The organism is Chryseobacterium sp. NRRL B-14798, assembly GCF_050470705.1.
GTDB lineage: Bacteria > Bacteroidota > Bacteroidia > Flavobacteriales > Weeksellaceae > Chryseobacterium > Chryseobacterium cupriresistens.
Genome location: NZ_JBFLUL010000005.1, coordinates 3,945,748 through 3,968,164 on the forward strand (window position 1 = coordinate 3,945,748; position 22,417 = coordinate 3,968,164).

Below are 22,417 nucleotides of genomic sequence, written 5' to 3' on the forward strand. Positions count from 1 at the left end.
AATGTTTTTTTATTATCATATAGATAAATTCAGTAAATTCAGTAAATGAAATTTAGATTGTTTTTACTGGGATTATTGCTTAGCATTTTTGTAAGTGCCCAGAACACTTTTGAACTAATTAATACTAAAAAAGCGGTTATTCCTTTTCGGTTTATCAACAATCTTATCTTTATCCCTATCAATGTTAATGGTGCTGATCTTACCTTCCTGCTGGATACCGGAGTTTCGGAAACCATACTTTTTAGTCTGGAAAATAAGGAAGTAAAGCTAAGCAATATAGAAAAAGTAAAGTTTTCAGGTCTTGGAGGAAGTTTAAGTATTGACGGCCTGAAATCGGAACGCAATATTGGCAAAATAGGAGATGCTATTGTCAATACCTCTATGTCTCTTTACATTATTATTGATGAAGAGTTTAATATTTCGCCTCATGTAGGAATTCCTGTAAATGGAGTGATTGGCTATCATTTTTTTAAAGACCATCCTATTTATATAGATTATACATCAAAGAAAATAACCGTTTATGAAAATATTGCCCTCCTGGAAAAGAAAATCAGACGGTTTGAAGAGTTTCCCATTACCATTGAAAAGAATAAGCCTTATTTGCATGCCGATGTAGAAATGACCAATGAAAAGAAAGATTCAAAATTACTGATTGACCTTGGAAACAGTGATGCTATCTGGCTCTTCCCTGCTCTTATTAAAAATTTCGTTTACAACAGACCCAATATTGATGATTTCCTTGGCCGCGGTTTCAACGGAGATATCTATGGCAAAAGAAGCAGAATTCATAATTTTTACCTCGGAAATTTTAAATTTGAAAAGCCACTTACTGCTATGCCGGATGAATTTTCTATCCAGCATGTTAATTTGGTAGAAAACAGAAAAGGTTCCATAGGAAGTGAAATTATGCGTAGATTTACTGTAGTTTTTGATTATCCCAATCAAAAGTTATATCTTAAGAAGAACAGAAACTTTGACGATCCTTTTCATTTTAATATGAGCGGACTGGATTTCAGACAAGACGGATTGGAATGGCAGCAGGATAGAATAAATATTGAAACTCAAAAATCAGCTAAAGTAGTAAATGAAGTTTATAAAGAAGCTTTTCGGTATAAATTCAGTCTGAAACCTATATTCTCCATTGCAGGAGTAAGAAAAGACTCTCCAGCCTATGAAGCAGGCCTTAAAAAAGATGACAAAGTTCTGAGCATTAACGGAGAACGAACTGCAGACATGACTCTCGAAAAGATCATGGAACTTATGAAGTCCAGCGAGGGCAGAAATATTACCATGATCATTCAAAGGAAAAACGAAGAACTTACATTCCGCTTCATGCTTGAAGACCCAATTCCTTATCAAGAATAAAATATGAATACTGAAGAAAGCACCTTAGACAGAATAAGAACCAGACCCAGATTTAAAATGTTTACTCATCTTACCAAAGAAGAGTATGCTGAAAATCTTAAAAAATATATGGAAGAGCATAAAGATGAATTTTCAGGAAATATTAATAAGGAGGTTGCTACCATTTGGGTAAAAACAGAATATGATAATTACTGGAAGCCCTGCCTTGCCTTAAGGGTAGAAATGGAAGATGAGCATACGGCAATACGCGGAGTATTTGGCCCTAGCTCCGCAGTGTGGACGTTTTTTATGTTTCTTTACTTTTCTTTTTCTATTCTGTGGATGACATTCTTCACGATGTATTACGTGGAGAAACAGATAAAAAGCGCCGAATACCCATGGGCACTGAGCGCTTCTTTTGTCATGTTATTGTTTATTCTTCTTACGTATATTGCTGCAAGATTCGGGCAGCATAAAGGTAAGGAGGAAATGATCAAACTTAGAAAATTTGCTGAAGAATCTACTTTGCAATTTGAAAAGAAAATCAATTAGATAAAGGTTCTGCAGGCTTTTCATTCTGAACAGGTGCAGATGCTGCTTTTGCTGCTTTGATAGAATCCACCACTTTTTCTCTGTTGCTTTGTTCTTTAAGCATTTTTGGAACGTCCGGCTCTAAAAGCTTCGTCAATTCTTCAACGGAAATATTGTTGGCATTAGGATCGTCCAAAAGATTTCTCCATGGTTTTCTTCCTCCCCATTTGTAATCTCCGAATACCATTACCGCTGTTCCTTTGGCTTTTGTTGTAGCACCGCCGGGATTCAGAATCCAGGTATCTGCATAAGAATACAGCCATTGGGCATCTTTCCTCAGCAATCGGAGACATGAGTGGGAAGCAGGATATCCCGGAAGGGTATATTCATGCCATCCAATTCCTCCGATATTGTGAATATTAAAGTTATAAGGAAGTTTCCATTCAGTACTTACCGTAGAAATGGCAAGTTTCTTTTTCCAGTTGGCAAAAGTAAGCCCTCTTGTGGTCTGGGCTGCTTTTTTACCCATACTTGTCGGGCCCCATTTTACAAGACTTCCATTGGAATATACAGCAAAAGCCTGTATAGGATATGAGAATATGACAAACTTTTTCACTCCGCTTAATACATCCAGCTGCATTGGAAACGGTGAATATGCCATCAATGTTGTATCTATTTTTGCAGGAACAACCAAAGTATCGGCATTCCATTTACTTTTAGAGTCCAGCCTGTTTAAAGCTAAAATAGCAGTTCTCTCTTCTACACTGTATTTCTTGCTGAATTCTGCATACACAGAATCACGCATTTTTTTATCCTTCGGAAGAACAAAGGCATTATAGAAACCATTCTCCTGCATAACAGGCGGAACAGATTCTTTTTTCACTACAGGAACAGAATCTTTCTTTATGGAATCCTTTTCTACCTCCGAAGCTTCCGAAGAAGCAACAGTATCTTTAAAAGTATCACTTATCTTTTCTATTTCCTTTTTACAGGAAATCAAGAAAAAAGCGCATAAACAGACATAAAGAAAGGATTTTTTCACAGATATGTTTTTCATAAATAAATCGGCCATTTAGTTTGGCTACCCAGTACAAATATCAGACCTAAATTTGAATCATAAAAGATATTCTTAAAAATACCGTAAAAAAACGGAGGTTTAAGGATTGCAAATGAGGAGTTATAGTTAGTTCATTTTTATAAGGTTAGAATTCCAGACAGGGATTCCGGGAGTCTCACATAAACATTATTCTCCTTTCCAGTTCTTTTTGAAAATAGTTTTACACCAAGATCAGTTTACATTAAAAAATTCAGTATAAATCTCACAATACATAAAAAAGCAATCAGCAACAGTATGTAAAACTGAACTTTATTTACTTTTCTATTCCCGAATTTCCAGACGAGAATTCTGTCAATGATAAATTATCACTTTTACAGGAATGAAATTGAATAGTAAATGGAAGGGGGGGGGAAATAAAAAAGCCTTCTATTTCTAGAAGACTTTTTTTGCGATCCGGACGGGACTCGAACCCGCGACCTCCGCCGTGACAGGGCGGCATTCTAACCAGCTGAACTACCGGATCAATTAAAGTAGCATTTGCTTTTAACTGGTGCAAATATATAGCTTTTTTTAACTTTTCCAAAGAAACCTATTTCTTTTCTTTCAAAGCAATCTGTAAAATACACATTTTCAAATATAAAAATTAAAGATATAACTGCTATTAGACACCTTTATTTTAAATTTCACTTAGAAAATTTAAGAAAATAGATTATAAACACACACAAAATCAACATTCCTGTTACTTTAAATTCTAAGATGATAAATTCCCTGTACTATTTAACTACCGGGCTTATTCTGTTTGTTCGATAACTTCAACAAATTTTTTACAAAGAATGGACTTGTCATAAACTGTTTCAGCCAATTTTCTTGAATTTTGTCCCATGCTATTTACCACCTCAGGATTGTCCTTCAAATAGAGTACTTTTTCTACAAGTTCTTCCGGACGGTTGGGGTTTACATAATATCCGCAATGGTATTTTTCAGCTATATCTTTCGTCCATCCGGCGGAGTTTACAATAATCGGTTTTCCTGCAGACAATGAATCGAAAAGTTTGTTGGGAGAGTTGGTATACAAAATCGGAATATCCAGAAAGGAAATCATAGAAACATCGGAAAAATTAACAATCTCAGATACGTCTGTCATAGGGAACTTTCCGAGAAACTTCACATTTTTAAGGTTGTTTTTCTCTACTTCATCTACCAAATCCTGTTCGGTAGAACCACCTCCTACAAACAAAAATTCTATATCTTCTCTATCTTTTAATAACTTGGCAGATTCAATAATTGAATGAGCTCCATTTGCCAATCCCAGAGACCCAAAATGAACTATTTTGAAGGAATCTTTTTTTAAACCAAGCTTTTCCATCAGTTGATCGTTTTTTCCCCTAGGCCAGAATTCGTCCATTTTAGCCATATTAGGAATCATTGATGTTTTTTCTTTTGGAATATATTTTACGACTCCATCCTGCATACCGGGAGAAAGTGCAATAACACGGGAAGCGTTTTTATAAATCGTTTTTTCCAGCAGACGAGTTGTTTTAATTGTCCAGCTGTTTTTTATGGCTCCCATTTGTATAGGCACCTCAGGCCAGAGATCCCTTACTTCAAAAACAAAAGGTTTCTTTTTAAACCACTTTAATATAAGTGCCGGAATACCTATTGTAAGAGGAGTAGATGTAGCAATCACCAAATCAATATCTTTCTGTTTCCATCCTACTACAGATGATTTGTACATAAATTTCAGGAAAGCCTTTAATCTTCTGGAAACACTCATATTCTGGTCATAGTCTTCTTTTATATAAACGACTTCAATACCATCAATGTTTACCACTTTAATATCCTCTGAAAATTTCGATGATGAGGTGAGCATAGTAACTTTATGCCCGTTTTTAATAAGTTCTTGTGCTAGCCAATACGATCTTGTTCCTCCGGGTTCCTGAGGAGTTACGAAATATTGGTGGATGTATAATATGTTCATTATTTTTTTTCTGTATATAATTGTTGGTATACTTCAGCTATTCTCTTCCAGTCATGATTTTCTAACAATTGCTCCATATCAAAACTATAATGATCTTGTTTTTGGATTAAACGTTCAAGCGCCCGTTCGATCGCAGAAACAGAAATGTCTTCCACTTTTTCCCCAATAGAATCATCATAAAAACCGTCGATCCCTTCATTTTGTGTGTACATCACCGGTAAACCCTGCAGAAGGGCTTCTATATACACCAGGCCAAAGGTTTCTGCTTTGGAAGGCATTGTAAAGAAATCACTTCGTTCGTAGTAGGATTTTAAAACAGGCAGACTCTCAACTTTTCCTACAAACTCAAAGGAAGGGTCGTTTTTAATAGAATCAAGGATTCTTTTCTCGTCATTTCCTCCTCCTCCAATCAGTGTTAATTTTATCTTATTCTGAACCTTGTGATTATAATTCTTAACAGCATTAATAAGGTTAAAGACATTTTTTCCCTTATTAAATTTCCCTATATAAAGCAACTGAATGCTTTTTTCATTCTTAACAACATTCCTTTTCATCACCTTTGATTCGATCCAGTAAGGATCTACACCATTTGGGACCACTGTGAGTTTTTGCTGTACATTCTCCAGGATATGAGACAGTCTTGAATCTTCAAGCATTCTTTTTTTATAGACTGCCGAAATGGTTATGATCTTATTCGCATTCTGAAGAATTTTTTTTCCGTAGCCTCTTTCGTGCAGAAAATATTTCAAAAACACATTAAGATCAGTATTACGCACTGCTACTATGTAGGGAATATTATATTTTTTATGAAGTTCATAGGCCGCTCCGCCATCGCTGTACCATGTGTGAGCATGAATAAATTTGACAGTCTTGAGATCTATTTTTGCTTCAATGTCCCGTACAATTTTTTTAATTTTTCTCTTATACAAAACCCGATCTGCATATTTTGATAAAATATGGCTGTAGATAATCTGAGAGCGGTTATTTTTAAAATTTATTTTATTTTTTCCTATTCTGGAAGCCTCCCGAAATGGATTGTATACAATCTGCTCCACCCCGTTACTATCCAGCTCCCTCACTAAATTTTTATAAACTGTGGATCCTGAGTAATCGTTTGTAATGTGAAGTATCATTATGGATAAATTGAATTAAACTGCAGCTCTAAAGAGGAATTGTTAATTTTATTACTATAATTTGTAAGGTTTTTCTCGACCAAAGGATATAAACTTGTATCAAAATAGATAAGTTTCATCCAGCCATCCGATATTTTCCATCCTGTATTTTGTACACTTGGATTTGTAGTACCGTCTACATTATCAGCAATACTGTCTCCTTTAAGAATCTTAAGCTTCAGGGTATTGCAGAGGTAACTGAAATTAAAGTCGGTCCAATTGGCATTTCCCAATTCTTTTGCCTTTATTAAATATAATACGACATGATTTCCATGTGATACATCCTGTATAACGGGCTTATAATTCTTAATTTTCTGTAAAGCCTTACAAAAAGCATCCGGATACGTACTGTTCCATGTATAATACAAAACGCTACCTGTGCTTTTGTTTAAGATCAGTGCTTTTTTCAGCTGCTGATCAAACTGATTTACAAACACGGAATATGAGTTTTTATTAGATTCGTCATATTTCATCAGATATAGTGCAACAACTGCCCAGTTTGCTCCGGTATGAAGCCTCTGATGAAACAATAAAGAATAATCTCCATACTGGCTAAAACTTCTGGCTTTCCATTTATCGAAAGAGTATTTTAAACCACTTTCTATCGCCGGCTGATAATTTGTATACAGTTTATTCTTAGCTAAAATATCCAAAAATTCGCCAATGTATCTGAAAAAATATCCTTCTGAAATTAAATGCTCCTGTCCGTTCACTTTTGCATTCTGATTACCTTTTCCCACATTCATCACCCAGCCATTTTTTTGGTAAGATGTCTTTGAATTGGTGTCAATCAGGATTGGTTTTATGACAGAAATATTAGTATCAATATATTTCTTATCTTTTGTTTTAAGATACATATTGTTATTGGCATTGATAAAATATCCTAATGCCATGAAATCGTAAGTATTTTTACTTACCGACGACAATTCCATTTTTTGCAAACCATAGCTTTTGGATGCCTGCATATCTGCATTATACCTGCTTACTCTGTTTTGCTGAGCATACGAAAAGCTAAACAGTAGTACCGCACTAATCTTTATAAAATCACTTAAATATTTCATAATTATTAATATTATAATTTTGAATCAGATTCTGTAACTGCTTATCATTACCTCCATCGGCAACGTTTTCCTGGCTTAGTTTAAAAATTGAATTTTTATTTTCAATGGGAATCAGGTTTGAAAAATAATTGGATTTCACAGTCTTTGTCTTATTCAACTGAGCCATCATATTCAGCCAGACATCATCCGCCATAAAACATAAGCTGACAAAAGCCTCTTTGTTTAAAACTTCTTCACTAAAAAAATTAGTCTTATACAAAGTTCCTCCCCCACTTGTGTGAAATAGATCAAATGTCGGTCCAAAATTTCCAAAAACCTTTTTCCACTTAGAATATCTGCTTATTGTATCATCATCATTTCTCACAATTTTATGTGCTCTGTGACAACAGATTGTATCAGGAAATTTTTCATGTAAATCCATTAAATCTTTAATGATATTTGATGGATAAAAGATATCATCATCTATTGTTATGATAACGTCATTTTGATATTCTTTAAAGGCGTAGTAATATTTTTTATGAGACCTGATATCTTCGTCTACAAATTTTATTTCCAGTTGATTCTTTTTATAGTACCCCATCAAATTATCCGGTATATCTTTTAATTCATTCGGAAACTGATCTTTTGCCAAATACAATACAATTTTATTTGGAAGCTGACTTTGACGTAACATACATTCTATAACCATCCATAATTTGGATATCCTTCCCGGGAATGTTGTCAATGATACAATAATATTTTCCGACGATTGTTCGGGTAGTACTATTTCTTTTTTAGTGTTTTTAAGATATATCGGAAAGACAAAATTTGAAAACTTTCTAATAGAAAATCTCGCTAAAGACTGAACTTTAGTAAGTTTTCTTAACGATGAATATTTTCTATCTATATAATCAATTAACATTTTTAGCTATCGTTTTATAAAATGATGATATACAATAAAGACTTGCTAGCCAAATCCACATGTAAGGATTATTTAAATAAACACTATTAATTGTAAACGCCAATGGCATTACAAGTAATGATCCTAACAAAATATAGTTTGGAATTTCACGCTTTTTAAAATTTTTTTTCGGGTTAAAAATTTTATATAACAATAAAAGAAATGTAAAGAAGACAACAATTCCATATTGAGAAAGTAATTCTATAAATAAATTATGGGGTACCAAGATAGGATTTTTCGTCATTTTACTGGCCGTTTCAGAAAAATTACCAGCTCCGACACCCAGAAATTTTGAGTTTATAAACATATCGATACCAACATTAATCATTTCCTTTCTGGAATTGTCTTCCAGACCTTTTTGTTCAATTCTTGTCTTTAAATAAGAAAATGATGCATTATTCATTACATATATATAACCTGCAAAAGATACTATTATCGAAATGAATGTATAAATAATGGTTTTGCTTATTGACTTACTGGAATAAAAAATAATATATATAATTGTAGATATTAATAAGCACAGCATCGTTCCGCGGCTTGCATTAGTCAGTACAACCCAAACGATTGCTAAAATAAAAAGGATATAAAGTATTTTAAAAAACTTGCTTGAAATAAACTTAAGTTTGGCTAAAATAAAAGGGAATGAAATTGCCAAAAGGTGATTATACAAATTATAATTTCCAAAAGTAATAGCGGCATATTTTCTGATAGTTCCCACACCTCCTAATACCGTATCATCTCCAAATTTAGAATTGGAAAAGTGCAAATTGAAATTAATTTCTATAATTGCTATCGGAATACTTAGTAATACAAATATAACCCAGCCATTGATCAGTTTATTTAAACTTAAATACTTGCTAAAATTCAGTATTTCAATGAAAATGATAAAATTTATTAATGCATAGGCAAACTCTTTTAAGGATTGGTCATTATTAAATGTTAAAAATAACATTGACAATACGCAATACATGATAAAAGAAAAGAAAAACAATAAAACCTCTTTTCCTTTTATCAGTTTTTTATTTAAATCCCTTATTAATAAGGGTAAAAATAGGATAGCAAGAATTCTCGGTGCCTGTAACATACCACCGTATAAACCAAATATTTGTGAAATGATTAATATTGGGGTTATATTTTTCTTTAGGTAATTCATCTATTAATCAAATTATCCAATCTTATCAGAAGGAAAATAAAATTCCAATTTTTATAAATAAAAACCGATTTGGAAGGAAATAGTTTTCTTTTGATATATTTCACAATAAAAGAATCATACTCTCTTGTAAAAACAAAAAAGTCTTTTTTACTGATACTATTTAAAAGATCCATAATTTCATTTTTTTTCATATTGCTTTTATGTAAAAAAATGAACAGCAAACTAAAATAATAGTGATGTCTGTTTATGATGAATTTTTCAGGAAAGAAATCTATTATATCTTTCTTATTATATAATTCTAAAATTTTTAAAACTGATTCTACATTTTTTATAGTCTGCTTTTTTTTCATGATTGACTCTCCCCTTTGTACATAGTTTACGAAGATATTGTCAATAACTTGCAGATCAGGATTTTTACTATAGACTTGTGTATTAAATAACACATCCTCATAGATAGCTCCTTTTTCAAATATGATCCTATGTTGATCCAAGAACTTTTTTGAATAGATCTGTGTCCATGCCTGAACACCATAGTTATTGTATTTTAACAGCAAATCGTGGCCACTGATCTTTTCTTCATTTTCAAATTTTTCAAATTTGACAATTTTATTTTCATAAATTTCCTGATAATTAAATAAGAAAATATCGGTCTCTTTATTGATTTTTTCAAAAAAGATATCAATACTCTCACTTTCAATATAATCATCTCCATCAACAAACCAGATATATTCACCTTTGGCTATTTTATATCCGGCATTTCTGGCATCAGAAAGCCCCCCGTTTTCTTTTTCCAGGATGACAATTCTTTTATCCGCTTCTTTATATTTTTTACAAATACTGATACTATTATCCGGAGATCCATCAATTACCAGGATCAGTTCAAAATTAGCAGAAGTATTTTGTATTATACTGGCAATACATTTTTCTATATAATTCTCAACATTATATATTGGGACGATAATTGATAAAAAAACATCATTCATTTACATTCTCTATTAATGGTAGGTAAAACTTCCTTATCTCCTGAGGATTATATTTTTCATAGTTATCATTACTCAATAACTCATCTATTGCTGTGTTTGCTTCCTCTACATTTTTAACAAACTTGATATATTTTAAATACTTAATCCAGTTGTAAGTTCCTATAACTTTCTGATTATAATTCGAAAAAACCACGCATGGTGTTCCTGTAATGATGCAAAGAACCATTCCATGTAGTCTGTCAGTGACCACTATCTTTGCCTTAGAAAATTGTAACAGCTTATTAGTCAATATTTTCTTTCTAACAGATTTTATATCTAAATCTGTTATTTTTTCACAATGCATATCAGAATTAATTATTTTGGCAAATCTTTCTTTTAAGATTTGGGTAATTTTATCTTTATCATCTGCTGTTAATATTGATTCCTGATCATTTCTGATTACTTCCAATGCATATTCCCGCTCATTTTCAAAACTATATTCAGTGTAAAGAACAATATCAGGAGTCAGAATGACTTTGTTTTTTGGAAAATATTTTTGCATTAATTCAAATGATTTTTCCTCCCTGGCTGTCAAAATCAAATTTTTATGTTTTCCAAAAATATCTTGTGTTCTTTTTAATTCAGATTCACCAATCTGATCATTTGAATAATAGATCGTTTGTGGAAACAGTATAATTTTATTTTCAGGAAAGTTTTGAATTACCATTCTCCTTAAATTTTCTTCCCTCATGTATTCATTCCCGAAATTGCCACCTCCATGAACAAATATCAAATCATCAGGCTTAATAGTATTTCTGTACTTTTCTATAAAATACTTCATCTGAGACTGATTGATCTCAAAAATATGATACCCGGGTAAGTTTTCCTGAAAAAATTTTAGCTGCCCCTCGGCAATAGCGTGATCTCCAATATTAGTATGAGTAGGAGTCTGAAATAAAAATAACCGCTCTGAACTGCAATTAGAAATTTCATCAGCAATTTTATCTACTCTGGCATTATTCTGTATATTATTGATAATTGAATTTGCTTTATTTTTTATTTTGTTAAATAAATCCATATTTATTTCTTTATTTTTTTTATGATTGTTTTCTTAAACTGTTGATACTCTTCCCGCTTAATACCAATAAGAATAATTAATACCAACAAAATAATCTCAGCACCAATGGTTGAAGATATTGCAAAAAAGTAGCTGTTGAAATCTAATTTTTTTATGACCCATACCAGAATAAAACAAGAGAAAATAACCAGGAAGGTCTGTTTTAAATAAAGTAGTACATCTGACCAATCATATTTCAATTTATGATTAACATAAAGAAAACGAAATATGAAGGTGCATAAATTTAAAATAACATTTAAGCTCATAATATATACAGGAGAAAAACCTAATTTTAAGAATATATATGCCAGCGGAAGATTTAATAATAATATCAATGAAACACCTAATTGATAATTTCTGATATTTCCAATGGCATTAGCAGACATCCAAAATGGTCCAACTATGGCATTGATAATAGAGCCTATAATAACGATCTGAGTGAAGCTTACAAGATATTGAGGTAAGTTGACACCCAGCCATAATTTTAAAATGAATTCGGTATGTAATAAAATCGGTATTGATAAAACTAAAAATAGAAATACTGAATATTTCGAAGTATTTAATACTAATCTTTTATGCGTTTCCAAATCATTCGAAGCATAACTTTGAGTAATTTGTGGATTGAATGCTACCTGCATATTGGAAACAAAACTATATAAAACACTATTTACCTGATTCGCAATACCTAAGGCAGCATTTACAGTTACACCGATGAATATATTCATAATCATATTCAATCCCTGTGTTGAACTTAAAACAGCCACTTGTCCGAATAAGCTCCAACCAGAAAAAGATAATAATTCTCTGAATAGTTTTTTGTCAGAAAAATAATGGTAAGCAGTTTCTTCCTTAAAGTTCCTATAGCAATAAATTTTATAGATTACATTAATTATAAGATTGACCAGTAATAATAAAAATGAATACACTATTAGCTGATCATATTCAACAAAAAGAGATAATAAAAATACAATAGCTAGTTTTAATATAGTCTCTACTATACCCAGATAGGCATAGAAAGACATCCTTTCATTCGCGAGTATGGTAGCATTGAAGGGTATTCTAATGATATTAATTATTGTTGTAATTATAGAAAATTGAAATACAAAATTCGCTGCATTAAGCCGGTTAACTGGAATATTTAATTTGTAATTTAAAAACCACAATCCAATAGTCTCCGACAAAACCAATACGATAATTGAGATAATTATATGAATATTTAGACTCATACAAAAAACTCTATTAACTTTTTCTTTGATTTTTGAAGCTAATTCAATATTTAAAAATCGTTGAGTAGCACTTGTCATTGCATTATTTAAAAAAGAAAATAATACAACTACCCCCGCCACTAAATTATATATTCCAAAGTCATCTACTCCTAACTTCTGTAAAATAATTCTTGAAGTATATAAGGAGATCCCCATATTGATGATCATCCTTATGTAGAGTAATATTGTATTTTTTGCGATCTTTTTTGTACTGGACAATTTATTTACTTTTAATCATTACCAAATAGATCCCTTGTGTACACTTTTTCCTGTACATCAGCAAGCTCCGGTGCATTGCGGTTAGAAATAATTACATCGCATTCTTTCTTGAAAAGTTCTAAATCTTTTACTACTCTGGAACCGAAAAAAGACTCTTCATTAAGGGCCGGCTCAAACACTTCCACTTCTACTCCCTTAGCTTTAATCCTTTTCATTACTCCCTGTATGGCAGATGCTCTGAAATTGTCGGAGCCTGCTTTCATGATCAGACGGTAAACACCTACCTTTTTTGGTTTTTTGGCAAGCACAGAATCTGCTATAAAGTCCTTACGGGTCCTGTTGGCATCTACAATTGCCTGGATAATATTATTGGGAACAGCGTTATAATTTGCCAAAAGCTGTTTGGTATCTTTAGGCAGGCAGTATCCTCCGTATCCAAAAGACGGATTATTATAATGTGAACCAATTCTTGGGTCAAGCCCAACACCTTCTACAATCTGGCGGGTATCCAGTTCATGGATCTGTGCGTAGCTGTCTAATTCGTTAAAATAAGCTACCCTCAATGCCAGATAGGTATTTGAAAACAATTTAATGGCTTCTGCTTCGGTAGGATTAGTAAACAAAACCGGAATATCCTTTTTTACCGCACCTTCTTTCAGTAATTCTGCAAAAATCCTTGCCCGCTCGCTCTGCTCCCCGACAATAATTCTCGAAGGATATAAATTATCATATAAAGCTTTGCCTTCTCTCAAAAATTCCGGAGAAAACACTACATTATCTAAATGCATTCTGCTTTTTAACTCTACAGTATATCCCACCGGAACTGTAGATTTAATAATAATTACAGCCTCAGAATTATACTCTGCAATTTCCTTAATTACATTCTCAACACTGCTTGTATCGAAATAATTGGTAGTGGGATCATAATCTGTTGGAGTGGCAACAATAATATATTCAGCCTTATCGTAAGCTTCCTTTTTATCTAAAGTGGCTTTGAAATTAAGGGGTTTAGTACTTAGAAACGTACTGATCTCTTCATCTTCAATAGGAGATTTTTTAGAATTAAGCAATTCTACTCTTTCCTGAACAATATCTAAAGCTACAACTTCATTATGTTGGGCCAATAAGACGGCATTAGACAAACCTACATACCCTGTTCCTACGACTGCTATTTTCATTCTTCTATTTTTTATAAACGATTATCGTATTTCTCTAAAATTCCTTTAACATCATATAAAACTCCTCCTTCCTTCAGATATCGGGAAAGATCAATATTCAGGAATTCATCATGAGAAACTGTGAGAACAATTGCATCAAACTGTCCTTTCACATCTTCAAGAGAATTGGTAGATTGTATACCATATTCGTGCATTACTTCTTCTGGATTTGCCCACGGATCATACGTTGTAACTTCTACAGAATAGTCTTCCAGCGCATTGATAACATCTGCAGCTTTCGTATTTCTTACATCCGGACAGTTTTCTTTAAAAGTGATTCCAAGATTCAGTACTTTGGCATCCGTAATGTTGATTCTTTTCTTAATCATTGTTTTTACCACCTCGGAAGCTACAAACTGCCCCATGGAATCATTCAGTCTTCTTGCCGTAAGGATAAGCTCAGAATAATATCCTACATCCTGCGCTTTTTGGGCAAGATAGAAAGGATCTACTCCAATACAGTGTCCTCCTACCAATCCGGGCTTGAATTTCAGGAAATTCCATTTCGTTCCCGCTGCCTCCAGAACTGCGTGTGTATCAATATCCAGGAGATTAAATATTTTGGCAAGCTCATTCACAAAAGCAATATTGATATCACGTTGTGAATTTTCAATAACTTTTGATGCTTCAGCTACTTTGATGGTAGGTGCCAAGTGGGTACCTGCTGCAATTACAGATTTATATAATTCGTCAACTTTTTTACCAATTTCCGGTGTAGAACCCGAAGTTACCTTTAAAATCTTCTCTACGGTACGTTCTTTATCTCCCGGGTTGATTCTTTCAGGAGAATATCCTGCAAAAAAATCCTCGTTAAACTTCAATCCTGAAACTCTTTCCAGCACAGGGATACATTCTTCTTCTGTAACACCGGGATAAACAGTAGATTCATAAATAACAATATCCCCTTTTTTCAATACTTTTCCTACTGTTTCAGACGCTTTATATAAAGGCGTCAGATCCGGACGATTATGTCTGTCTACCGGTGTCGGAACAGTTACGATATAGATGTTAGCCTCTTTAATATCTTCCAGATCAGATGAGCAAAGCAATCCTTTTGATGAGTTTGAAAACGGATTATCTTTCACTAAAACCGGCTGCAGTACTTCATCTTCTACTTCCAAAGTGGAATCTTTTCCGCTATTCAGTTCTGCAATTCTGGCCTGGTTGATATCAAAACCTACTACGGCATATTTTGTTGCAAATAAACGGGCCAGTGGTAATCCTACATACCCCAATCCGATTACCCCAATTTTATTCTGTATATTCATATTAAATGTGATGTTCTTACTTTATTTTAATGTTTATTTTGAAGATAATTTGATTTATTTATTAAAAAGCTTTTGCCACCAGTTTTTCTTCTTATCAGCTGTATATCCATAACCATAGCCATAGTTGTAGCCGTAGCCGTAACCACCAACATTTTTAGAAACATCATTGATCACGAAAGAAACGTTTGATATTTTTGATTCTTTAACCAGTTTATTGGCAAAATCAATTAATATTTTTCTTGACACTCCCGATCTTACCACGTATAATGAAGCGTCGGCTGTATCAGAAATACTCAATGTATCTGAAACAAGCATCAGCGGAGCAGAATCAATCACAATATATTCGTAACGGGACGACATCTCACTGATAAGCTTCTGATAACGGCCGTTGGAAAGAAGCTCCTGAGGATTTGGAGGAATAGATCCCGCATAGATTACATCACATTCAGGATTGGTATCGGAAGTATGTATAAGGTCTTCTACATCTGTAGTTTCATCATATAAATATTCCGTAAGACCGGCATTCTTAATACGTTCATCATCATATCTCTGGATCTGCGGATTTCTGACGTCCGAACCAATGAGTAATGATCTTCCGTTTTTGCTTCCCAATGTCAGAGCAAGATTTACAGAAACCAGCGTTTTTCCTTCTCCTTTCACAGAAGAAGTTACCAGTATGACTTTCGCGGAATCTTTCTTAGGAAGTAGAAATTTAAGATTGGAAACCAATATTCTGAATGCTTCAGCCAGCTCTGAGAAATCGTTTTTCTGTACAAGGTGATTCTGATTATCTTTAAGAGAAGGAATATCTGCAAGCACTCCAAGTGACGAATTTTCTGAAATATCTGTACGGTTGTAGATTTTATCATCCCACATGAAGAAAAGATAGAACACTCCCAACGGCAGCATCAATCCTAATAGAACTGCAGCCAGAAGAATGATATTTTTCTTAGGTGAAACAGGAACATCATCAGTATAAGCAGGATTTACAATTTTAGCTTTCGGAACATTAACAGATAGATTGATCGCATTTTCTTCCCTTTTTTGTAAAAGGAAAAGGAAAAGCTGCTCTTTAAGGTTCTGTTGACGCTCGATACCTCTGTAGATTTTCGACTGTCCCGGAACTTTTTCAATCATTCCTGTGCTGGCAGAAATCTGGCTGTTTACCTGCGCAATAGATGCCTGGATTGTTGCTTTCTGCTGACGGATGTTATCTCTTACGATTTCTTTTAGTGAAGAAATTTCTTTATTCATTTCTATCACTGCAGGGTTTTCATTGGTAGCCTGCTTCAAAGTTTTATTTCTGGTGATAACCAGCGTATTGTATTGTGAAATTGCCTGTTCCAAAGAAGGGTTAAGTCCTAAATTTGAAGGCATAAGCTGATTATCTCCTTTTGAAGCTTCATTTTGAAGGGAATTAAGAAGATCCAGCTGTGTTTGCTGCTGAAGAAGCTGCTTTGTGTTCTCGTTTGTATTTTGAAGCGCCAATTGAGCCTGAGCCTCTAAGTCTACGATTTTGTTACGGTTCTGGAAGTCTTCTTTCTGATTCTCAACTCCGGAAAGATCCCGTGAAATAACTTCTAATCGTTTATCGATAAACTCCTGTGTATTTTGAGCCTGTAAGTTTTTATCTCTTAGCCCATCCAGATTATATTGTTTGGTTACTTCATTAAGGATGGCTTCTGATTTTTCGGGAACAGTTCCCACGATGCTGATGTCCATAAGCATCGCTTTCTGATCCGGAAGATCCACCTGGATTTTCTTTTCTAAAGATTTTACCTTCTCTATTGGATTCCAGAAAACAATTTTATACTTATCTTTAAAGGTAAGGCCCGGAACTTTTTGAAGAACTACAGTTCCAAAATCAAGTGTCAGGTTTTTACCAAAAGTTCCCTTTACTTTTTTGTTTTCCTTATCCTCCAGAACAAATTCATTTCCATTTACTTCTTTTACTTCATATTCGGAAGAAACAAATTTCTTGACATTTTTATAAGAAATAATTTCTGCAACAATGGGTACCCGGGTAAATAATTCAGAATCCCTTATCTCACCCGAATTATAATATTGTATATTAAGATTTAGATTTTCAACAACCTTCATCAAGATGGGTCTTGAGTTTACTACAGCCACTTCACTCTTTAGCTCATCTGCATTTCCTATACCAAGCCCCAAGTTATCAAGATCAATTAATGCACCTGTTAAATCAGACTGTTTTTTATCAAATTTTAATGTAGTAGTTGATTGATACTGAGGTACAGCGTATCTTAGATATATAAAGGCCACAGTAACAAATAATAGGACAGATGCTATAAACCAAGGCCATTTGACTAAATATTTCCCAATGATCTTTCTTAAATTCAAAGATTCTTCACTTTCCTGAAATTCTATCTGCTGCATATTTATTTACGAGTTAAAGCAATAATAAGTGTACCAGCTGTCAGTAAAGCACCAATAATCTGGAATGTAAGGGCTCTGTTCGGATTCGAGTTAGCCTGAACCTGTTTATTTTTGTCCGGCTGCACATATAATATGTCATTCTGCTTCATATAATAATAGGGCGAACTGACTATATCAGATCTTGTAAGATCGATATTAACAATCTGATCTGTTCCGCTATCATCGGCACGGATAAGCTTAACATTGGTACGGTCTCCGAAATCCGTCATATCACCTGCAAGCCCAAGCGCCTGAAAAATATTGATTTTTTGAGAAACACTTTCTTTCTGCCCCGGTTCCTTTACCTCTCCTAAAACGCTTACATTAAAATTTTTAAGGGTAATGGTCACCAATGGATCTGTCAGATATCTCTTAAGACGCGATTCAAGCTCCTGTTTTAGCTGTACCTGTGTCATTCCTTTAACGTACACATTTCCTAAAACCGGAAAAGAAATATAACCTTCTTCATTGACAAGATATTGACTTGGTTCTACATATTGGTTAATTCCCCTGCTAGCGTCGCCCCCTACCTTATTTGCGGTATTAAGGTTAAAAGGCTTCACTGCTATTTCGTCAAGTGCAGATACAAGAATCAGGAGAGCATCTCCTTCCTGAATATGCAGGCCCTGAAACTTGGCTTTTGCAACCTCTTCTTCCATATTATGCTTTGACATATATACCATATTCTGCTTCGGTCTGCATGATAATAAAGTAACCGATAACAGTACTATATATGCAATAATAGTTTTATTCATATGTTATTATTCTTATCTACTTGTGTTATTATTTAGGTTTATCGAACTGATTTCAACTATATTTAAATATGTATTGTAATAAAACGACTATACTATTTAAATATTTTAAAGCGTGCTTTAAATTCTCATGCTAAAATCACTTCTTTCTCTAGCAATTTTCATTCCGTTTAAAAACAAAATGATGAAATTATTATTTTAATATCAACTTTTTTATTTATTTAATTCTTTAATTTTAATTATATGCTTCATTTTCAGATATTCTACATTGCTTGTAAATTTTTAATGACATTTCCTTTTTACAATTCATCAACTCAATTTCTTCAATTTAATCCTGAATCATAATGTTTATATCATGAGGAATTTTTCTGACACATTTATTATTAAGAAATGTAGTTACCATTTTAAATATTGTAAAAACAAAGAAAAATAAAAACAGAATAGAGGACAAATGAACGGGAGCACCGAAAACAAATCCGGATATAAAATATAATCCAGAAAATACTATCAATGCACTGGTAGAAAACCATGCAGTTTTAAAAAAGTCAAAAGAAACAAAATGTCTTATAATTTCATTTTCTGTTATAAGCAGGATAACAATCTTTATCATCAAAATTATTTTTTCATTTTGATGCCCAATCAAATTAATTTGTACCTCCAGGTTTTTTAAAAGTAAATATGAAATTAAAGCTAAAAAAAATATGAAAGAAATATCAATAATAAAAAACGACCACCCAATCACACATCTTAACTCCCTGATTTTAAAAAAATTCCCCATACACAAACAAACCTGAATGTAGATTTTCTATTAATTCAACAACCAGTGGTTTCTATTATCAAGCGAAGATAATAATTATAATTAATATTTTTAATTACACATATTAATTTTTATTTAAAACATAAGATTTATATCGATATAATCCAGAAAATAAATTCAAAAACAAATCATAAAAGTGATTGTAATTTTTTGTCGAAATTTGATATGGAAAATAATACAAAAATCAGGAAAATAGTATTTTTTTATTTCATTCATTATCAATGCCTTAAATTACATCACATAATCTATCCAAAAAAATGTCCCGCTGAAAATAAAGCAAAATAACAAATGTAGTATAAATGATGTACCCTGTTATTCTTTTTCATTTTTTTAATCTTCTAGATTTGCAGCACAATTAAGATGATTTAAAAAGGATGAAAAAAAATGTTTTATTATTAGGTAGTATTTTAATTTCTTTACAAATATTCTCCCAGGTGGGAATTAATACTACAACTCCTCAGGCCAGTTTAGATGTAACAGGAAAGCCCACTTCTACCAATGTACTGGACGGCATTATTGCACCAAGAATTACAGGAACCCAGCTTAGAGCAAAGACCTATACAGCCAGCCAGACAGGAGCAATGGTGTATGTTACAGCCGCTGATACAGCCCCGGCAGGCCAGACTGTTGATATTAAAAACTCCGGATATTATTATTTTGACGGCAGTCTGAATAAGTGGCAAAAGTTGAATGCAGGAAATATAGCTGCCGGAGACCTTACGCCGGATGCTTTTATTGACGATCCTGTTAATACAATGGTAAAATTAGGAAATACTTCTTCCGGTACAGGAAGGGTTGCCAATACTGATTTTGTGATTAAAGACGATGGTACGGTGGGAATCGGTACTTCATCACCGGACAGCGGATTGCATATAAAAGAAAATTCTACAACGGGAAGTCATCAGATGAAAGTAGAATCTGTAAGCAATTCTCCTTTGATTGCGTTAGAAAGAACCGGAAACAGTAACTTATCTACCGGAACGGAGCTTGGAAAATTATCCTTTAATGGAAAGATTTCAGGAGCTGATTTTCCATTAGCAGGGATAAAAGCCAATTATTGGGGAAATGGAACAACCAATTCTTCATCCCTTACATTCTCTACCAGTGACCGGCCAGCTGCCGTAATCAATGAGAACGGGAATATGGGAATAGGACGTTCTGATATCAATTATGCCATGTCTCCTACCCAAAAGCTTGATGTAGACGGAAATGTAAGATTCAGAGGTGTCCCGGATGAAACAGGTGTAGCCTCTACAGAAAGAATTATAGTATTGAAAAGTGACGGAACAGCAAAAAAAGTTCCTTTGGAAGCTATGTTTCCTCCTGACAAATTCAGTTTAGATGATATACTTGTCAATAAGGCAGGAGGTTCGGTACATTACGATTACAACTACCCTATTATAAGCTACGCAAATATAGATCTAGTTAATTTCAGCAGAACGATTACCATCCCTCCCAATACTGTTGGCAGAGTCATTTTGAACTATTCTATTCCTGCCGGTACTCATGACACCAATTGTGCAAATCCGGACAGGGTATCTTACATCGGGGTTACATTTTACAAAAATGGTGTAGAACAGCAGGAAGGCTCCAGAAAAGTATCCTTAAAAGGACTAACTTCGGCTGCAAGAATGGGAACTATAAATGGTAATTTTTCAGAAGACATCACCAATAACACCTCTTCTGATATGACTGTAACCTATAAGCTAGCGGGATATGCAGAAGGGAGTGGAGCAGGAACATGTATGCTTGTTTATAATATGTGGGATGGAGGAAACCAGCCGAATTACAATTGGGGCCGTGGAACTATGACCATTCAATTGTTTAAAAGAGCTTTATAGACAGTAACCGTAAATAATATATTTGATAAAAGATTACAGAATCCGGAATAGCAATATTCCGGATTTTATAATTATGATCCCTTGTCATTGAAATCAAAGCTGCTTTGGAAAAAACTTAAGAATATACTTTCTCCGGTGTGAATTCTTTAGCCTTTCATATAAAAATATTTGTTTATGCAACCGTAGAAAGCATCCTGATAAAGAATCAATTATACAACGCTATTTTAAAACTTTTGCACTTGATTCATAAAAACTGAAGATTTCACAGGGATGGTGTAAATAAGTGAAAACTGTTCTGAACTTACATCTTATTCAGGCTATCGACTCTCCTTATATCATTCCGCTTACAAATGGAAAATAAAAAAGTCTTCTATTTCTAGAAGACTTTTTTGCGATCCGGACGGGACTCGAACCCGCGACCTCCGCCGTGACAGGGCGGCATTCTAACCAGCTGAACTACCGGATCAATTTTTTTAAAGTAAATTGAGAAAACTTCCGCGATCCGGACGGGACTCGAACCCGCGACCTCCGCCGTGACAGGGCGGCATTCTAACCAGCTGAACTACCGGATCAATTTTTTTAAAGTAAATTGAGAAAACTTCCGCGATCCGGACGGGACTCGAACCCGCGACCTCCGCCGTGACAGGGCGGCATTCTAACCAGCTGAACTACCGGATCAATTTTTTTAAAGTAAATTGAGAAAACTTCTGCGATCCGGACGGGACTCGAACCCGCGACCTCCGCCGTGACAGGGCGGCATTCTAACCAGCTGAACTACCGGATCATTATTTTAAAGAACGTCGTTTCTTTTTCGTGGTTGCAAAATTACAACTTTTTTTGTTACCTGCAAATTATTTTAAAAAAAATGCCTCCCAATACTGGAAGGCGTTCATTATCAAACTTATTTTTTTTATAAGTGAGCGCTTAATTTTTCAGCGATTACCTCTTTTGGAGCTACACCTACTAATTTGTCTACTACTTCTCCATTTTTAAAAATAAGAACTGTAGGAATATTTCTGATACCGTACTGCATAGAAATCTCCTGGTTGTTGTCTACATCTACTTTCCCTACTACTGCTTTACCTTCAAAATCTGATGCTACTTCTTCGATGATTGGTCCTAAAGTTCTGCAAGGTCCGCACCATACTGCCCAGAAGTCTACTAATACCGGTTTATCTGATTTTAAAACCGTATCCTGAAATGAGCTGTCTGTAATTTCTAAAGCCATTTTTGTTTCTTTTATTTTAATTAATATTATTTTCTTTTAATCCTTTTGGATATTCAAAA

At 33.7% G+C, this 22,417-nt stretch carries 17 protein-coding genes and 5 tRNA genes; 3 read left to right on the forward strand and 19 right to left on the reverse strand.

Annotated elements, in window-relative coordinates; all coding sequences use genetic code 11:
• The first annotated feature begins 45 nt into the window (after positions 1-45).
• Both AB1278_RS18115 and AB1278_RS18120 read left to right on the forward strand, forming a co-directional pair.
• Positions 46-1,365, forward strand: a complete 1,320-nt coding sequence (locus AB1278_RS18115; protein ID WP_202839740.1) for a PDZ domain-containing protein — start codon at positions 46-48, stop codon at positions 1,363-1,365.
• Positions 1,366-1,368: 3 nt separating this feature from the next.
• Complete coding sequence (locus AB1278_RS18120; protein WP_137905441.1) at positions 1,369-1,896, forward strand: hypothetical protein; 528 nt, start codon at positions 1,369-1,371, stop codon at positions 1,894-1,896.
• On the opposite strand, the gene AB1278_RS18125 is transcribed toward AB1278_RS18120, so the two are convergent.
• The 14 genes from AB1278_RS18125 to AB1278_RS18190 all read right to left on the reverse strand — a co-directional run bounded on the left by AB1278_RS18125 (position 1,889) and on the right by AB1278_RS18190 (position 18,475).
• The gene (locus tag AB1278_RS18125) at positions 1,889-2,932 is read right to left on the reverse strand and encodes a L,D-transpeptidase (RefSeq protein WP_181397984.1); all 1,044 of its coding nucleotides are present in this window, start codon (positions 2,930-2,932) and stop codon (positions 1,889-1,891) included. The genes AB1278_RS18120 and AB1278_RS18125 overlap by 8 nt on opposite strands.
• 449 nt (positions 2,933-3,381) lie before the next feature.
• Positions 3,382-3,455, reverse strand: a tRNA-Asp gene (locus AB1278_RS18130).
• 267 nt (positions 3,456-3,722) lie between these two features.
• Positions 3,723-4,910 carry a glycosyltransferase family 4 protein gene (locus AB1278_RS18135; protein WP_429816201.1) on the reverse strand — a complete coding sequence of 396 codons (1,188 nt, stop codon included), beginning with the start codon at positions 4,908-4,910 and terminating at the stop codon, positions 3,723-3,725.
• The gene (locus AB1278_RS18140) at positions 4,910-6,043 is read right to left on the reverse strand and encodes a glycosyltransferase (protein WP_202839744.1); all 1,134 of its coding nucleotides are present in this window, start codon (positions 6,041-6,043) and stop codon (positions 4,910-4,912) included. Before AB1278_RS18140 ends, AB1278_RS18135 begins: the two co-directional genes overlap by 1 nt.
• The gene (locus AB1278_RS18145) at positions 6,043-7,143 is read right to left on the reverse strand and encodes a hypothetical protein (protein ID WP_202839745.1); all 1,101 of its coding nucleotides are present in this window, start codon (positions 7,141-7,143) and stop codon (positions 6,043-6,045) included. Before AB1278_RS18145 ends, AB1278_RS18140 begins: the two co-directional genes overlap by 1 nt.
• Complete coding sequence (locus tag AB1278_RS18150; RefSeq protein WP_429816204.1) at positions 7,127-8,044, reverse strand: glycosyltransferase; 918 nt, start codon at positions 8,042-8,044, stop codon at positions 7,127-7,129. The genes AB1278_RS18145 and AB1278_RS18150 overlap by 17 nt, the downstream gene beginning before the upstream one ends.
• On the reverse strand, positions 8,034-9,236 hold the full coding sequence (locus AB1278_RS18155) for an O-antigen ligase family protein (RefSeq protein ID WP_429816207.1): 1,203 nt from the start codon (positions 9,234-9,236) through the stop codon (positions 8,034-8,036). The genes AB1278_RS18150 and AB1278_RS18155 overlap by 11 nt, the downstream gene beginning before the upstream one ends.
• Positions 9,233-10,219, reverse strand: a complete 987-nt coding sequence (locus tag AB1278_RS18160) for a glycosyltransferase (RefSeq protein ID WP_202839748.1) — start codon at positions 10,217-10,219, stop codon at positions 9,233-9,235. The genes AB1278_RS18155 and AB1278_RS18160 overlap by 4 nt, the downstream gene beginning before the upstream one ends.
• Positions 10,212-11,276, reverse strand: coding sequence for a polysaccharide pyruvyl transferase family protein (locus tag AB1278_RS18165; RefSeq protein ID WP_202839749.1), 1,065 nt, complete (start codon positions 11,274-11,276; stop codon positions 10,212-10,214). The genes AB1278_RS18160 and AB1278_RS18165 overlap by 8 nt, the downstream gene beginning before the upstream one ends.
• 2 nt (positions 11,277-11,278) lie before the next feature.
• Entirely contained in the window at positions 11,279-12,799 is a 1,521-nt protein-coding gene (locus tag AB1278_RS18170) for a lipopolysaccharide biosynthesis protein (protein WP_262896819.1), read from the reverse strand.
• A gap of 11 nt (positions 12,800-12,810) precedes the next feature.
• On the reverse strand, positions 12,811-13,977 hold the full coding sequence (locus AB1278_RS18175) for a nucleotide sugar dehydrogenase (RefSeq protein ID WP_227943880.1): 1,167 nt from the start codon (positions 13,975-13,977) through the stop codon (positions 12,811-12,813).
• Between the two features lie 11 nt (positions 13,978-13,988).
• Complete coding sequence (locus AB1278_RS18180; protein ID WP_202839755.1) at positions 13,989-15,284, reverse strand: nucleotide sugar dehydrogenase; 1,296 nt, start codon at positions 15,282-15,284, stop codon at positions 13,989-13,991.
• A gap of 54 nt (positions 15,285-15,338) precedes the next feature.
• Positions 15,339-17,681 carry a GumC family protein gene (locus AB1278_RS18185; protein ID WP_202839757.1) on the reverse strand — a complete coding sequence of 781 codons (2,343 nt, stop codon included), beginning with the start codon at positions 17,679-17,681 and terminating at the stop codon, positions 15,339-15,341.
• A 2-nt stretch (positions 17,682-17,683) separates the two neighbouring features.
• Positions 17,684-18,475: a polysaccharide biosynthesis/export family protein gene (locus AB1278_RS18190; RefSeq protein ID WP_202839758.1), complete on the reverse strand. Its 792-nt coding sequence runs from the start codon at positions 18,473-18,475 to the stop codon at positions 17,684-17,686.
• A 1,188-nt stretch (positions 18,476-19,663) separates the two neighbouring features.
• On the opposite strand from AB1278_RS18190, the gene AB1278_RS18195 reads away from it, so the two are divergent.
• Positions 19,664-21,130: a hypothetical protein gene (locus AB1278_RS18195; protein ID WP_202839760.1), complete on the forward strand. Its 1,467-nt coding sequence runs from the start codon at positions 19,664-19,666 to the stop codon at positions 21,128-21,130.
• A 392-nt stretch (positions 21,131-21,522) separates the two neighbouring features.
• Here the strand turns inward: AB1278_RS18195 and AB1278_RS18200 are convergent.
• The 5 genes from AB1278_RS18200 to trxA all read right to left on the reverse strand — a co-directional run bounded on the left by AB1278_RS18200 (position 21,523) and on the right by trxA (position 22,358).
• Positions 21,523-21,596: transfer RNA gene (locus AB1278_RS18200), tRNA-Asp, on the reverse strand.
• A gap of 32 nt (positions 21,597-21,628) precedes the next feature.
• Positions 21,629-21,702 (reverse strand) — tRNA-Asp (locus tag AB1278_RS18205).
• 32 nt (positions 21,703-21,734) lie between these two features.
• A tRNA-Asp gene (locus AB1278_RS18210) sits at positions 21,735-21,808 on the reverse strand.
• Positions 21,809-21,840: 32 nt separating this feature from the next.
• Positions 21,841-21,914, reverse strand: a tRNA-Asp gene (locus AB1278_RS18215).
• A 126-nt stretch (positions 21,915-22,040) separates the two neighbouring features.
• A complete protein-coding gene (gene trxA / locus AB1278_RS18220; protein WP_027374941.1) occupies positions 22,041-22,358 on the reverse strand; it encodes a thioredoxin in 318 nt (105 codons plus the stop codon).
• Between the last annotated feature and the right edge of the window lie 59 nt (positions 22,359-22,417).

What these genes read in the sequence shown, in the direction of transcription:
- AB1278_RS18115 (WP_202839740.1), top strand. Translation starts at nt 46, where the DNA reads ATGAAATTTAGATTGTTTTTACTGGGATTATTGCTTAGCATTTTTGTA.
- AB1278_RS18190 (WP_202839758.1), bottom strand. Translation starts at nt 18,475, where the DNA reads ATGAATAAAACTATTATTGCATATATAGTACTGTTATCGGTTACTTTA.
- AB1278_RS18185 (WP_202839757.1), bottom strand. Translation starts at nt 17,681, where the DNA reads ATGCAGCAGATAGAATTTCAGGAAAGTGAAGAATCTTTGAATTTAAGA.
- AB1278_RS18195 (WP_202839760.1), top strand. Translation starts at nt 19,664, where the DNA reads ATGAAAAAAAATGTTTTATTATTAGGTAGTATTTTAATTTCTTTACAA.
- AB1278_RS18150 (WP_429816204.1), bottom strand. Translation starts at nt 8,044, where the DNA reads ATGTTAATTGATTATATAGATAGAAAATATTCATCGTTAAGAAAACTT.
- AB1278_RS18155 (WP_429816207.1), bottom strand. Translation starts at nt 9,236, where the DNA reads ATGAATTACCTAAAGAAAAATATAACCCCAATATTAATCATTTCACAA.
- AB1278_RS18160 (WP_202839748.1), bottom strand. Translation starts at nt 10,219, where the DNA reads ATGAATGATGTTTTTTTATCAATTATCGTCCCAATATATAATGTTGAG.
- AB1278_RS18120 (WP_137905441.1), top strand. Translation starts at nt 1,369, where the DNA reads ATGAATACTGAAGAAAGCACCTTAGACAGAATAAGAACCAGACCCAGA.
- AB1278_RS18165 (WP_202839749.1), bottom strand. Translation starts at nt 11,276, where the DNA reads ATGGATTTATTTAACAAAATAAAAAATAAAGCAAATTCAATTATCAAT.
- AB1278_RS18180 (WP_202839755.1), bottom strand. Translation starts at nt 15,284, where the DNA reads ATGAATATACAGAATAAAATTGGGGTAATCGGATTGGGGTATGTAGGA.
- AB1278_RS18145 (WP_202839745.1), bottom strand. Translation starts at nt 7,143, where the DNA reads ATGAAATATTTAAGTGATTTTATAAAGATTAGTGCGGTACTACTGTTT.
- AB1278_RS18140 (WP_202839744.1), bottom strand. Translation starts at nt 6,043, where the DNA reads ATGATACTTCACATTACAAACGATTACTCAGGATCCACAGTTTATAAA.
- AB1278_RS18135 (WP_429816201.1), bottom strand. Translation starts at nt 4,910, where the DNA reads ATGAACATATTATACATCCACCAATATTTCGTAACTCCTCAGGAACCC.
- trxA (WP_027374941.1), bottom strand. Translation starts at nt 22,358, where the DNA reads ATGGCTTTAGAAATTACAGACAGCTCATTTCAGGATACGGTTTTAAAA.
- AB1278_RS18125 (WP_181397984.1), bottom strand. Translation starts at nt 2,932, where the DNA reads ATGAAAAACATATCTGTGAAAAAATCCTTTCTTTATGTCTGTTTATGC.
- AB1278_RS18175 (WP_227943880.1), bottom strand. Translation starts at nt 13,977, where the DNA reads ATGAAAATAGCAGTCGTAGGAACAGGGTATGTAGGTTTGTCTAATGCC.